The 12,960-nt window shown below is 69.8% G+C and carries 14 protein-coding genes; 6 read left to right on the top strand and 8 right to left on the bottom strand.

The window, feature by feature from the left end; all coding sequences use genetic code 11:
- Positions 1–1,239, top strand: coding sequence for a hypothetical protein (locus AB0I12_RS34510; protein ID WP_359937941.1), 1,239 nt, complete (start codon positions 1–3; stop codon positions 1,237–1,239).
- 1 nt (position 1,240) lies between these two features.
- Here AB0I12_RS34510 and AB0I12_RS34505 read toward each other — a convergent pair whose 3' ends face one another.
- Together AB0I12_RS34505 and AB0I12_RS34500 are read right to left on the bottom strand one after the other, a co-directional pair.
- Positions 1,241–1,852, bottom strand: coding sequence for a zf-HC2 domain-containing protein (locus AB0I12_RS34505; protein WP_359937939.1), 612 nt, complete (start codon positions 1,850–1,852; stop codon positions 1,241–1,243).
- A complete protein-coding gene (locus AB0I12_RS34500; protein ID WP_359937936.1) occupies positions 1,849–2,349 on the bottom strand; it encodes a sigma-70 family RNA polymerase sigma factor in 501 nt (166 codons plus the stop codon). The genes AB0I12_RS34505 and AB0I12_RS34500 overlap by 4 nt, the downstream gene beginning before the upstream one ends.
- A gap of 88 nt (positions 2,350–2,437) precedes the next feature.
- Here AB0I12_RS34500 and AB0I12_RS34495 point away from each other — a divergent pair, with 88 nt between their 5' ends.
- Positions 2,438–2,935 (top strand): hypothetical protein, encoded by a 498-nt coding sequence (locus AB0I12_RS34495; RefSeq protein ID WP_359937933.1) that lies wholly within the window; start codon positions 2,438–2,440, stop codon positions 2,933–2,935.
- Here AB0I12_RS34495 and AB0I12_RS34490 read toward each other — a convergent pair.
- The 4 genes from AB0I12_RS34490 to AB0I12_RS34475 all read right to left on the bottom strand — a co-directional run bounded on the left by AB0I12_RS34490 (position 2,929) and on the right by AB0I12_RS34475 (position 5,724).
- Positions 2,929–3,465 (bottom strand): YbhB/YbcL family Raf kinase inhibitor-like protein, encoded by a 537-nt coding sequence (locus AB0I12_RS34490; RefSeq protein WP_359937930.1) that lies wholly within the window; start codon positions 3,463–3,465, stop codon positions 2,929–2,931. The genes AB0I12_RS34495 and AB0I12_RS34490 overlap by 7 nt on opposite strands.
- Before the next feature lie 20 nt (positions 3,466–3,485).
- Positions 3,486–4,766, bottom strand: coding sequence for a phosphodiester glycosidase family protein (locus AB0I12_RS34485; RefSeq protein WP_359937927.1), 1,281 nt, complete (start codon positions 4,764–4,766; stop codon positions 3,486–3,488).
- Positions 4,767–4,840: 74 nt separating this feature from the next.
- Entirely contained in the window at positions 4,841–5,299 is a 459-nt protein-coding gene (locus AB0I12_RS34480) for a nitroreductase/quinone reductase family protein (protein WP_359937924.1), read from the bottom strand.
- A complete protein-coding gene (locus AB0I12_RS34475) occupies positions 5,296–5,724 on the bottom strand; it encodes a PPOX class F420-dependent oxidoreductase (RefSeq protein ID WP_359937922.1) in 429 nt (142 codons plus the stop codon). The genes AB0I12_RS34480 and AB0I12_RS34475 overlap by 4 nt, the downstream gene beginning before the upstream one ends.
- A gap of 71 nt (positions 5,725–5,795) precedes the next feature.
- Between AB0I12_RS34475 and AB0I12_RS34470 the strand changes: the two genes are divergently transcribed.
- Both AB0I12_RS34470 and AB0I12_RS34465 read left to right on the top strand, forming a co-directional pair.
- Entirely contained in the window at positions 5,796–6,311 is a 516-nt protein-coding gene (locus AB0I12_RS34470; protein WP_359937919.1) for a MarR family transcriptional regulator, read from the top strand.
- 69 nt (positions 6,312–6,380) lie between these two features.
- Positions 6,381–7,307, top strand: a complete 927-nt coding sequence (locus tag AB0I12_RS34465) for an AEC family transporter (RefSeq protein ID WP_359937916.1) — start codon at positions 6,381–6,383, stop codon at positions 7,305–7,307.
- Positions 7,308–7,446: 139 nt separating this feature from the next.
- On the opposite strand, the gene AB0I12_RS34460 is transcribed toward AB0I12_RS34465, so the two are convergent.
- Together AB0I12_RS34460 and valS are read right to left on the bottom strand one after the other, a co-directional pair.
- Positions 7,447–8,070: a hypothetical protein gene (locus tag AB0I12_RS34460; RefSeq protein ID WP_359937913.1), complete on the bottom strand. Its 624-nt coding sequence runs from the start codon at positions 8,068–8,070 to the stop codon at positions 7,447–7,449.
- A 554-nt stretch (positions 8,071–8,624) separates the two neighbouring features.
- Positions 8,625–11,165, bottom strand: coding sequence for a valine--tRNA ligase (gene valS, locus AB0I12_RS34455; RefSeq protein ID WP_359937910.1), 2,541 nt, complete (start codon positions 11,163–11,165; stop codon positions 8,625–8,627).
- Between the two features lie 74 nt (positions 11,166–11,239).
- Here valS and AB0I12_RS34450 point away from each other — a divergent pair, with 74 nt between their 5' ends.
- Both AB0I12_RS34450 and AB0I12_RS34445 read left to right on the top strand, forming a co-directional pair.
- Positions 11,240–12,598: a folylpolyglutamate synthase/dihydrofolate synthase family protein gene (locus AB0I12_RS34450; protein WP_359937907.1), complete on the top strand. Its 1,359-nt coding sequence runs from the start codon at positions 11,240–11,242 to the stop codon at positions 12,596–12,598.
- The gene (locus AB0I12_RS34445) at positions 12,595–12,957 is read left to right on the top strand and encodes a DUF4233 domain-containing protein (RefSeq protein ID WP_359937904.1); all 363 of its coding nucleotides are present in this window, start codon (positions 12,595–12,597) and stop codon (positions 12,955–12,957) included. The genes AB0I12_RS34450 and AB0I12_RS34445 overlap by 4 nt, the downstream gene beginning before the upstream one ends.
- Positions 12,958–12,960: the final 3 nt, after the last annotated feature.

Below are 12,960 nucleotides of genomic sequence, written 5' to 3'. Positions count from 1 at the left end.
ATGAAGAGAACTCTGGCGATCACCGCACTGGCAGCCACTGCGCTGACCTTCACCGCGGCCACGGCCGACGCGCACATTGCCGCGCCCACCTGGGTGACGGCGAACAGCGTGTCCACCGGCGACCAGGACGCCGCATCCGTTGCGATCAACCGGAACGGGTACGTCGCTGTGGCGTGGGAGGACGACCGCGACACGGACAATGCGACCGACCCCGTGCACAGCGAGATCTACCTCCGCCTGTTCCGAAACGGCACAGCTGTGTACGAGACGAAGCTGTCGGCCGGCGGCAGCAGCGGTGTGACGAACTGGCGGCACCTGCACCCGGACGTCGGCCTGGACGACAAGGGCAACGCTGTCGTCGTCTGGCAGGACGACCCGGACGGCAACGGGTACTACAACATCCCATACCGCGTCGTGAACACTGCCGGCACCGTCACAGCCTCCGGCAACGCCAACAGCAGCGCCACCGGTCAGCAGATCAACCCACGCGTCGCTGTGGACCCGGACGGCGCGCCGTCCGGTGCGGCCGTCGCGTTCACCGTCGCCTGGGAAGACATCCAGACCGGTACGCCGGCCACTGTGAAGGCAGCCGGCTACACCGGTCCGACCACACGTGCCTGGGAGGTGACCGCCTCGCAGACGACCGGCCAGCACCACAACCCGGATGTGGCCGTATCGGCGTCCGGTGACGCGGTTGTCGTGTGGGACGAGGACGGCGACGCCAACGGCGACTACAACATCGGACTGATCCGGCTGGCGCGTACGAACGGCGCGGCCACGCTGTCGCGCCGGGTCGCCAACGTGAACACCACCGGCCAGCAGACCCATCCGGCCGCGGCGGCCAATTTCAACGGCGACTTCGCCGTCGCCTGGGAGTCGGCCGGTGTCTGGACGCGCTCGTTCACCAGCGCGGGCACGGCCCGGTACGGCGACGTACAGGTCGCGTCGGCCGGCGTCGGCCCGCCGATCGGTATCGACGACCAGGCGCAGACCGTCGTCGGCTGGTCCGTGTCAGGTACCGACCCGGACGTCTGGGTGCGGGGCTTCGGCACCGACGGGACCGACACGGGACGTCTGTCGTCGCAGCGGCTCAGCTCGGCGACCGACGGCCGGCAGGAGCAGATGACGCTCGCTGTCTCGCCGTACGCCGAAGTGGCCGTCGCGTACACCGACGACAGCGACGGGAACACCTACGACCAGGTCATCCTGGGCACGGGAATCTCCAACAACAGCTGGTGAATCAGTGCGTCGTGGGGGACACCGTGCTCAGCACGGTGTTCCCTGCGTCGACCACCTCGAGGTGGTCGATGTCGCCGAGCGGGATCGACGTACTGACCGGGACGTCTGCTTTGTAGCTGCCGTTCGCTGCCCACCAGCCGGCTTTCTCGACGGTCCCGTCGCGGCCGTGGACGACCAGCACGCAGTGCTCGTACGGCTTCAGATCGGTCAGTCGGAGCTGGATGTCTGTGCCCCAGCCCCGACTGGTCAGTTGGGCTGTCGTGTCGATCCCACCGACCCCGTCCGTCGCTGTCCAGGTCGCTGACGCCGGTGCGGTCAGCAGACCCCAGCTGAGGACACCAGTAGTGACCGCTGCCACCGACGCGGCGACAGGCGCCGCCCACCTACGTCGCGCACGCTTCTTGCTCAGCTGGAGCGGCGCAGGCTCCGGCTGATCCGCTTCGATGTCCTCGACCGGCACTGCGTGCAGCAGCCCCGGCAGATGCGCGAACTGCAGCAGGGTCTCGCGGCATGCCGTACACGACACGAGATGCTCCTCCACCGCACGACGCTCGGACGCCTCCAGCGCACCGAGCACGTAGGCGCCGATCGACATCGTCTCCGGGCACGTCATGATCCGGTCACACCTCGTTCCTCCAGTGCTGCGCGCAGCGCGTGCAGTGCGTAGTAGCTGCGTGACTTCACCGTTCCCGGCGGTACGCCGAGGACGGCCGCCGCCTCGTTGACGGTGCGCCGGCGGTAGAACAGCTCGACGATCACCTGCCGGTGGTCCGGGCTGAGCCCCCGCAGTACGTCGACCACCTGCCACACCTGCAGCACCCGGTCGATGTCGTCGCCGAGCGCCGGGAACTCCCGGTCGTCGATCGGCACCTCCGTCACCCGGGCCCCCTGCCGGCGCCGCCCGGAGATCACCAGGTTGCGGGCGACCGTGAACAGCCAGCGCCCGGCCCGGTCCGGATCCAGGTCGGCCGCGTGCGTCCAGGCGCGCGTCATCGTCTCCTGCACGATGTCCTCGGCGTACTGCCGGTCGCCCACCGAGCGCAGGACGTATCCGAACAACGGCCGCCGGTACTTGTCGTACAGCGCGCGGACCACTGTGTCGTCATCCACACCCAAGGAGTACGCACGGCGGCGGTGGAAGGTTCAACTGAACCGTCGCGCCGGATCCCGCGTATCTGCTGGGGGAGAGGAGATCCTGATGAAAACCACAATCTTGTTGCTAGGCGCAACGGTGGCGGCGCTGGCCGGGCTGACTGCCTGCGGCGGCTCCCAGCCGGCTGCGGGAGGCGGCGCGGCGCCGGCGGGCGCCGCGGTCTCGGTCAAGGACGTCAACGGCGTCGGGCAGACACTCGTCGACGCCTCCGGGAAGACGCTGTACTTCGCCGACCAGGAGGCCGGCGGCGCGATCAAGTGCACGGGCGGCTGCCTGAGCTTCTGGATTCCCGCGACCGGGAACTCGCAGGCGGTGCAGGGGCTGGCCACGATCAAGCGGTCCGACACCGGTGCGGAGCAGCTCACGTTCCAGGGCAAGCCGCTCTACACCTTCAAGCTCGACACCGCCGCGGGCGAGGCCAAGGGCAACAACTTCTCCGACGCCTTCTCCGGCGTCGGTTTCACCTGGCACGCGGCCACCACGACGGCGGCCGCAGCCCCGACCAAGGCACCGTCGTCGTCGGGCGGCGGCTACGGCTACTGACGCGCGTAGACCGCGGTCAGCCGGCCGCGGGCGATGCTCTTGCCGTCGATCGCCTCCAGCGCCTCGCCGACGTCGGCGCCGTTGGGAAGACCGGTCGGCCCGGACAACGCGTAGACGGTGAAGCGGTAGTGGTGCGTGCCGCTCGGGGGGCAGGGTCCGTAGTACCCGGTCTTTCCGCCGGAGTTCTTCGCCTGCTTCACGCCCGGCGGCACGCCGCCCTCCGCGAGCGTGGCGGCGGTCGCCTCGAGATCGAGCACGACCCAGTGGGTGAACGTACCGCGCGGTGCGTCGGGGTCGTCGACGACCACGGCCAACGCTGCGGCGTTGGCCGGGATCTGTTTCCAGGTGAGCGGTGGAGCCACGCCCGCGCCGTCGCAGGTGTACTTGCGCGGGATCGTCTCACCGTCGCGGAACGCCGTACTGGTGACGGTGATGCTGTCCGGTGCGGTCACGGCCGGCTCCTTCCCCGACTGGTCGGCACCGCAGGCTGCCGCGCTCACCAGCACGGCAGCCCACAGCACCAGTCGCATACCTTCAACGTACTACCGGTTCACCGGCCCGGGACGAAGACGACTGCGTCGCCGACGGCTCGCTCGGCGCCGCCGGTGCTGCTCGGGTGGTTGACGACGGTGCCGTCGCCGAGCGCCATCGCCGTCGAGCCGCCGCCGTCGAGGTTGATGGCGTCGTGCAGGCCGAGCGCGTCCGCGACCGCCGCGGTCTCGGCCATGGTCGTGCCGACGCTCGTGGTCTGCCGGCCGTCGATGGTGGCCAGGACGATCGTCCCGCCGCGCGTGGTCCCGGCGATCGTGCGCGGATTGCGGTCGAAGAAGCTGCCGGTGCCGTCCGGTACGACGATCTCGCCGTTCTTCGTGAGCTGGTAGCGGCCGGTCACGCCGTACAGTCCGCTGCGCAGCGCGACCTTGCGGCCGCTCTCGTCCGACACCGCGAGGTCCGTGCGCAGGCAGCCCTTCGCCAGCTGGAGCAGCGCGACGGTGTCCTGGCCGGTCGCCTGCAACGACGTCTGGCTCGAGCTGAGCGTCGTGCCGCGCGTGGTCGCCGTACGGACGACGCAGCCGCGGCGGTCGAGCACGACCTCGACGCCGGCACCGGCCGGGGTCGCTGCGCCGAACTCCGGCGTGAATCGCACGACGTCACCCGGCACCGTGCACGCGGTCTGATCGGGCAGCGTGGCGCACGCCGTCGGGACGACCGCCGGGTGGTTGAGGAACTCGAGCGGGAGCTCGGCGCCGGTGGCGCGGTTGCGGACGGTGCCGGTCCAGCGCAGGTGGCCGGTCACGACTCTGTTGCTGTTGGCATCGATCACCAGATTGGCCTCGGTCGGGTCGGCGAGCGGCTCGCTGAGCAGCTTGCCGTCGAAGAGGCCGAGGCCGACCGGATCGCCCGGGTACTGCGGGTTCGCGGTGAACGTGAAGAACGACGCGTTCACGCCGGCGAGGGCGCCGGCCGACTTCACCAGGTCGGAGGTCTTCTCGACGCGGGCCAGGTCGGGCCCGTACGTCGCCTTCAGGTGACCGCGGGCCGTCCGCGGGTCGATGGTGAGCACGTTGACGACCCAGGGGCCGCGCGGCGTCGTGTTGATCTGGTCGGCCGGCGCCGGGTCGGTACCGCGCACGATCCGGGTCAGCGTGACGCCGGGCGCCAGCGTCCGGTCGGTGCGCGTCTCGGCCAGATCGGCGTCGCCGAGCGGCAAACCCTGCGTAGCGTGCTCTCCGGCGGGAGCTGCAGTGGCGGTGGGAGCGCCGACGGTCAGGGATCCGAACACCGCGGCCGCGGCCAGCGCGGTCGTGAAGACTCGAGCGGAAGTAGTCATACCCCATCCTCGAAGGATGCGGTGGAATCTTTCTAGACCTCGCCCCGACTCGTAAGCATCTTCCAGGTTACGGTTCAGCGCCGCTCGACCAGCCGGATCACCGGCAACTCCCGATCGGTCTTCACCTGGTACTCGGCGAAGCGTGGCGCCGCCTCGACGATCCGCTCCCAGGCCGCGGTGCGCTCCGCTCCGTGCAGCTGCTCCGCGTGGACCGCGACGGTCTGCCCCCCGACGTCGATCCGGACCTGATCGGGGTTGGCGGCGAGGTTGTAGTACCAGGCTGGATTGCCCGGGGCGCCGGCCGCGGAGGCGACGATCAACCGGCTGCCGTCGGCCGCCGGGAACCAGCCGACCGGGGTCATACGCTCCGCACCCGTCTTCCGCCCGATGGTGTGCAGGACCAGCGCGTCGAAGCCCATGAACTTGCCGCCGCGGCGCCGGATCCGGCGGGCCAGCAGGGTGTTGATCCAGCGCAGCATGCGGCCTTTCGGCTGCCGGGCGCCGCGGGTCCCGGGGCGGGTGTCGAAGCTCATCGGCTCGGCACCCCTTCCGGTGTGTGGACGGTGCGGGTCGTGACGACCTTCTCGTCGTGGGTGAAGGGGCGTCCGTCCAGGTTGAAGCTCCAGGACACGGTCGGCGTGATCCGCAGGTACGCCGCGGTGCCGAACTGGCCGTCCCGCTCGACGAGCTCCGCCTCGCCGTAGATCCGCAGGTAGCGGGGGATCCACGGGCGGGCCGACACCAGGTCGTCGACCACGAACGCGACCTTCGTGTTCCCGTCCCGGACGTTGCGGTACTTGCGGGTCCGGACCGGGTCGATCCCGCCGATGTAGAGGTGCGTGCCGTCGTACTCGAAGCCGACCGGGATGGCGTCCGGCTGGCCGTCGTCCGCGACAGTGGCGAGCCGGCCCAGGGGTTGCGACCGCAGATAGGCAGTCTCCGCTTCGCTGAAGGACATCGATCCTCCTCGATAGTTCATGGCATTTACTGTATGTGTCATTAACTATACATCCCATGTACCGTGGAGTGGTGAGTGAGACGGAGACGCCGCCGGAAGCGGCTCGCGCACGGCGCTTCGCCGGATTGGCGCAGGTGCACGGCGCGGACCTGGACCCTGCGGAGATGGATGCGGTGACCGGGCTCGTGCAGGTGACCGGTCTGGTGCAGGGCATCTACGGCGGCATCTCCGAGCGCCACGACCTGACACCGCAGCAGGCGAGGCTGCTGTGCGTCCTGCTGGACGGCCCCAAGGGGATGGCCGAGCTCGCGCAGTGCTTCGGCGTCGAGAAGGCGGCGCTGACGGGTCTGATGGACCGCGCCGAGAAGCGCGGCCTGGCCGAACGGTCGCCCGTTCCTGGTGACCGGCGGGCCGTGCGGGTGACCCTCACCGAGCCTGGCCGCCGCGCTGCCACCGCGTTCCATGCGGAGGTCGGCAAGGCCCTCGACGACCTGGTCGGGCAGCTCAGTGCGGCCGACCGGGAACACTTCCGGGCAGTCCTGGCCGGGATCGTCGCGAGGTGCCGCACGTCACCGTCCAGCTCCTGAGCATCCGGGTTCGACGGACAGCGCTTACCTCTACCATCGTCAGCGTGTCCAGCCCGCTGAGTACCTGAGATGTCCGCCGTCGTCGGTGCCTTCGGCGCATTGGTCGCGGTGGCCGTGCTCGGGTACGTCGTCGGCGTTCTCGGCGTACTGCGCTCACAGGACGAGCTCGTCCTGTCCCGGCTGGCGTTCTTCGTCGCGACGCCGGCGCTGCTGTTCACGACCGTCGCGCGGGCCGACCTGCAGGCGATCTTCTCGGTCGTCCTCGTCACCAACCTGATCAGCCTGTTCGTGGTGCAGGTGGTGTTCCTGCTGATCGCGGCGGTGATCTGGCGGCGGAGCAGGTCCCAGGCGACGATCGGCGTGCTCGCGTCGTCGTACGTGAACGCGGGCAACCTCGGCGTACCGGTGGCGGCGTACGTGCTCGGCGACGGTGCGTTGGTCGCACCCATCGTGTTGTTCCAGGTGCTGGTGATGGCGCCGGTCGCGTTCGCCGTACTGGACGGTGACCGGCAGGGGAGCGGGCGGCGCGTGTCACTGCGGACCGTCGTCACGCGACCGCTCCGCAATCCGCTGACTGTGGCCTCACTGCTCGGGCTGCTGGTGTCGCTGCTCGGGGTGCGGTTGCCGGAGCTGGTGATGCGCCCGATCGACCTGATCGCCGCGGCGGCGGTACCGGTCGCGCTGATCGCCTACGGGCTGAGCCTCAGCGCCGGGACGAAGGACTCCATCACCTTGCGGCGTGACGTCGTACTTGCCGTCGGGCTGAAGACGTTCGCACAGCCGCTGGTCGCCTACGCGGTTGCACGCTGGGTCCTCGACCTGCACGGCCCCGCCCTACTGGCCCCAACCCTGCTGGCCGCCCTTCCCACCGCCCAGAACGTCTACGTCTACGCCGTCCACTACCGAGCCAGCCGAACCCTCGCCCGAAGCGCAGTCCTCCTCAGCACCCTGCTCTCCATCCCCGTCATGATCCTCATCGCCGGCCTCCTCACCTGACTCACCGCCAGGCAGAGGAACTGCTCGGGATCGACCGCCTGAACACCTGAGATCGGTGAATGTGCAAGCGGCTCAGGCCTAAGAGGCCCAAGCCAGAGACAACCAAAGATGGGCAGACCAAATTTGGTTGTCTTCTCGGCTAGCGCATGGCTTTGAAGGCTTCTTCGGCGACGGGTTCTACCTGGTCGACCGTGACGCCTTCGTTGGCGACCTGGGCGATGACGGTAAGGCTGTTGGAGCCGCGGTAGCACTGGGTGAGGAGGTTGCCGACCGCGTCGATACAGGTGGAATGGCCGATCTTCTTGATCTTGTCCGGGCTCGCGCCGGAGTCCGCGACCACCTTGTCGACGTCGACCCGGCCGCGCAGCGCGATCACGACGTAGAACCGGTCACCTTCGAGGCTGCCGTACGCCTCGACCATCACCTTCTTGCCGTCGTTGATCTGACTCAGCCGGTCGCGGATCTGGTCGAGCTGGGCCTCCGTGCGGATCTTCGGATCGGTGATCCGGTCCAGTCCCGCGACCTTCGCCGGCGGGGTGATGGCACGCTCGGCGTTCAGCCTGCTCAAGGGCCCGAGACCCCACACGTACCCGAGCAGGGCCAGCACCCCCAACACCACAACAGCCCCGCCCACCGTCACCCAGGGCCCACGAACCTTGAACCGCCGCAGCCCCTTCTTCCCCGCCTTCCCACCCGCAGCCGCCTGCCCGTCCCCATCTGCAGCGGTCTTCCCAGCCGCCGGCCCGTCAGCTTCCGCAGTCACGGTAGCCACCCCGCCACTACCCGCCTGCTCACGCCGGCCCGCGTCCGCCGCCCCAGCCCCCGTCCCCATCCCGCCAGCACCAACCGCGGTACCAGCTCCCGAGGCGGCGCCCGTCGTACCTGTGCCCGCTGTACCTGCGCCCGCTGTACCCGTGCCCGCTGTACCCGTGCCCGCCGTACCCGCGCCCGAGCCGGGATCAGGTGTCGGGGTCGCCGGGGGATCGGACGGCTCGGGGGAGGCGGGAACTGCGGGGAGTTCGGCGGTGTCGGCGGCGGTGTCGGCCGGGGTGTCGGCGCCGGTGTCGGCCGGGCCGTCAGATGGGGCCGCGGCGGGGCTGTTGGGCGGGGTGGTGGGCTGGTCCTTTGGATGCGCCGGGTTGGTGGGGTCGCTCATCGGTTGGCTCCTCGGACGGTCGGGTCACGGGGTGCAGCTTTTGGCTCGCCCCGATGGTTCCACATGATGACAAACCGATCTCACAGGGTGAGGATTCACCCGGCGGAACGTGCGAGTGCCCGCCTCCCCGGGCCGGGGCGGCGGGCATTCGGCGTACCCGGTCAGAGTGTCGCGACGACCTTGACCGCATCGGAGTCATCCGCGTTCCAGACGATCTCGCCGGTGATCCGGCCGGCGGCGCGCAGGTCCGGCTCGGCCCGCTCGGCCAGCGACAGTCGCGCGGCGGGACCGGTGACCTCGACCTTGGAGACCTCGGTCTTCATCGAGACCTGCGCCTCGGACTTCGCTCCCCGGATCCCCGCGAGGACCTCGGAGACCGCGTCCAGCACCTCGGGCTCCTGCGCCGCGACCGCGACGTCACCGTCCGGCGTCGGCCAGGACGCCAGGTGGATCGAACCCTCCTGCCACCACGACCAGACCTCCTCGGTCGCGAACGGCAGGTACGGCGCGAGCAGCCGGAGCTGAACCGACAACGCGACCGCCAGCGCGGCCTTCGCGGAGGCGGCCGGCGCCTCGCCCTGCCCGCCGTACGCCCGCTCCTTGACGAGCTCGACGTAGTCGTCGCAGAAGGTCCAGAAGAACCGCTCGCTGATCTCCAGCGCACCGGTGTAGTCGTACCGCTCGAAGGCCGCCGTGGCGTCGGCGACGACCGCGCGCAGCCGCTGCAGCATCGCGAGGTCGACCGGCTCGGTGACCGCGGACGTGTCGACCGTGGTCGCCCCGAACCCGAGGACGAACTTCGACGCGTTCAGGACCTTGATCGCGAGCCGGCGCCCGACCTTCATCTGCGACTCGTCGAACGGCGAGTCCAGGCCCGGCCGCGCCATCGCCGCCCGCCAGCGGACCGCGTCGGAGCCGAACTTCTCCAGGATCTCCGACGGGACGATCGCGTTGCCCTTGGACTTCGACATCTTCTTGCGGTCCGGGTCGACGACGAACCCGGAGATCATCGACCGCGCCCACGGCAGTGAGCCGTTCTCGAAGTGCGCGCGGACGACGCGGGAGAACAGCCAGGTGCGGATGATCTCGTGTGCGTGCGTGTTCAGGTCCATCGGGAAGGTCCGGCGGAACAGGTCCTCGTCCCGCTCCCAGCCGCACGCAATGTGCGGGGTCAGCGACGACGTCGCCCAGGTGTCCATCACGTCGGGGTCGGCCTCGAACCCGCCCGGCTTGCCGCGCTGCGCCTCGTCGTACCCACGGGGAGCCTGCGAGGTCGGGTCGATCGGCAGCTCGGCCTCGGACGGCATCAGCGGGTGGTCGTAGTCGACCTCGCCGTCGGCGTCGATCGGGTACCAGACCGGGAACGGGACGCCGAAGAAGCGCTGGCGGGAGATCAGCCAGTCACCGTTCAGCCCCTCGACCCAGTTCAGGTAGCGGTGCCGCATGTGCTCCGGGACCCAGGCCAGCTCGTTGCCGCGCTCGATGAACTCCTGCTTGAGGCCCGCGTCGCGGCCGCCGTTGGTGATGTACCACTGCCGGGTGGAGACGATCTCGAGCGGCTTGTCGCCCTTCTCGTAGAAGTTCGCCATCCGCTCGGTCTTCTTCGGCTCGCCGTCCAGGTCGCCGCTGTCGCGCAGCTTCTGGACGATCAGCTCGCGCGCGCTGAAGACGGTCTTGCCGGCGAGCTCGCCGTACAGCTCGGAGCCCTCGAGCCACGCCGGGGTGTCGCGCAGCAGCCGGCCGTCGCGGCCGATGACCGTGCGGACCGGGAGCTGCAGCTCACGCCACCACTGGATGTCGGTCTGGTCGCCGAACGTGCAGCACATCGCGATGCCGGCGCCCTTGTCCATCTCGGCGGCCTCGTGCGCCAGGACCGGGACCTCGACACCGAACAGCGGCGACGTCACCGTCGTCCCGAACAGGTGCTTGTAGCGGTCGTCGTCCGGGTGCGCGATCAGCGCGACACAGGCCGGGATCAGCTCCGGCCGGGTGGTCTCGATGTAGATCGGGCCGTCGGCGCCGTGGAACGAGATCCGGTGGTAGGCGCCCGGATACGGCCGGGCCTCGAGCTCGGCCTGCGCGACCGCGGTCTGGAACGTGACGTCCCACATCGTCGGCGCCTCGGACAGGTAGGCCTCGCCGCGGGCGAAGTTGCGCAGGAAGGCGCGCTGCGACGTCCGCCGGGAGTCCTCGGAGATCGTGGTGTAGAGGTGCTCCCAGTCGACGCTGAGGCCGACCCGGCGCCACATCGCCTCGAAGGCCTGCTCGTCGATGTGGGTGAGCTCACCGCACAGCTCGACGAAGTTCTGCCGGGAGATCGGGAGCTGCTTCTTCGGGTCCGGCTTCTCCGGCGGGGTGAAGTCCGCCTCGTAGGGCAGCGACGGGTCGCATTTGACGCCGTAGTAGTTCTGGACGCGGCGCTCGGTCGGCAGGCCGTTGTCGTCCCAGCCGATCGGGTAGAAGACCTTCTTGCCGCGCATCCGCTGGAAGCGGGCGACCAGGTCGGTGTGGGTGTAGCTGAAGATGTGCCCGACGTGCAGCGACCCGGAGACCGTCGGTGGCGGGGTGTCGATGGAATACACATCGGCACGCTCGGCGGTGCGGTCGAAGGCGTAGGTCTGCTGCTCCTTCCATACGGCAGCCCACTTCTCCTCGAGGCCGTCGAGGCTGGGCTTGTCTGGAACGCGGGACGTCTGGCTCATGCGCACAATGTTAGTGGTTGTCAAGGGGTGCTTCCGACCGGTTATCCACAGCGCTCTCTAGACTTGGCCTCCTGATGAGCGACCTCTCCTTCGCCGAAGTGTCGGCACGGCTCCAGCAGCGCTGGCCAGAGCACAAGATCGAGCCCACCCTGGAGCGCGTCCGGCGGCTCGTCGAGCTGCTCGGCGACCCCCAGAAGGCCTACCCGGTGGTGCACCTGACCGGCACCAACGGCAAGACGTCCACGGCCCGGATGATCGACACCCTGCTGCGCGAGGCCGGGCTGCGTACCGGCCGGTTCACCAGCCCGCACCTGGAGTCGGTGCGGGAGCGGATCACGCTGGACGGCGAGCCGATCAGCGAGGAACTGTTCGTCGAGGCGTACGAGGAGATCGCGCCGTACCTGGACCTCGTCGACGCCGAGCAGGAGCACCCGCTGACGTTCTTCGAGGCGATGGTCGGGATGGCGTACGCCGTGTTCGCGAACACCCCGGTCGACGTCGCGGTGATCGAGGTCGGCCTCGGCGGGACCTGGGACGCCACCAACGTCGCCGACGGCACGGTCTCGGTCATCACCCCGGTCGCGGTCGACCACGCGCACCTGCTGGGCGCGGATCCGGTCACGATCGCGGGCGAGAAGTCCGGCATCATCAAGCCCGGCGGTACGGCGGTGATGGCGCAGCAGAGCCTGGACGTCTTCGAGGTCCTGCTCCGCCGGTCCGCCGAGGTGGGCGCGCAGGTGGCCCGCGAGGGGATCGAGTTCGGCGTCGTCAGCCGGACGCTCGCGGTCGGCGGCCAGGTCGTCTCGATCAAGGGCCTCGGCGGTGAGTACGACGAGCTGTTCCTCCCGCTGCACGGCGAGTACCAGGCGCACAACGCCGCCACCGCGGTCGCGGCCGTCGAGGCCCTGCTCGGAGCGAGCCCCGAGACCGAGGGCCGGGTCACGACCGAGCTGCTCCAGGCCGGCTTCGAGCAGATCACCAGCCCGGGGCGCCTCGAGGTGGTCCGGCAGAGCCCGACGATCGTCGTCGACGCCGCGCACAACCCGCACGGCGCCGAGGCGACCGCGGCCGCGGTGTCGGAGGCGTTCCAGTTCCAGCCGCTGATCGGCGTCCTCGGCTGCATGAAGGACAAGGACGTGTACGGCGTCCTCGAGGCCTACGAGCCGATCATGGAAACCGTCATCTGCACCCGGAACAGCTTCGTCGAGCGGTCGATGCCGGCCGAGGAGCTCGGCGAGCTGGCGGCCGAGGTGTTCGGTGAGGAGCGGGTGCTGGTCCGCCCGCACCTGATCGACGCGATCGACGACGCGATCCGACTCGCCGAGGAGAACGCGGTCGCGCTCGGCAGCGGCGGCGTACTGATCACCGGCTCCGTCATCACCGCCGGTGAGGCGCGGGCGCTGCTGGTCCGCAAGGGCAAGGACCAGACATGAGGTCGCTCGCGTCGATCGTGCTCGCGTTCGAGTCGGTCGTCCTGGCCCTGGTCACCCCGGTGATGATCTCGGTCGCCGACGTCCGCCCCGCGGTGGCCGTCCCGGTCTGCGTCGGGCTGTTCGCGCTGGCGCTCGTCGCGACCGGTCTGCTCCGGTTCCGGGCCGGGTACGTGCTCGGCTCGCTGGTCCAGGTCGGCGCGGTCGGGCTCGGCTTCGTCGTCCCGGTGATGTTCGTCCTCGGCCTCGCCTTCGCGGCCTTCTGGGTCGCGGCGATCGTCCTCGGCCGCCGCATCGAGGAGACCAAGAGAGCGCAAGAGCAGCTAGGCTCAGCCGGCCAGACCACTTCGAAAGAGAGTTGACAG

The sequence above is a fragment of the Kribbella sp. NPDC050459 genome (assembly GCF_040655315.1).
GTDB lineage: Bacteria > Actinomycetota > Actinomycetes > Propionibacteriales > Kribbellaceae > Kribbella.
The sequence above is the reverse complement of the archived record's forward strand: the minus strand, read 5'-3'. Positions and strand labels throughout refer to the sequence as shown.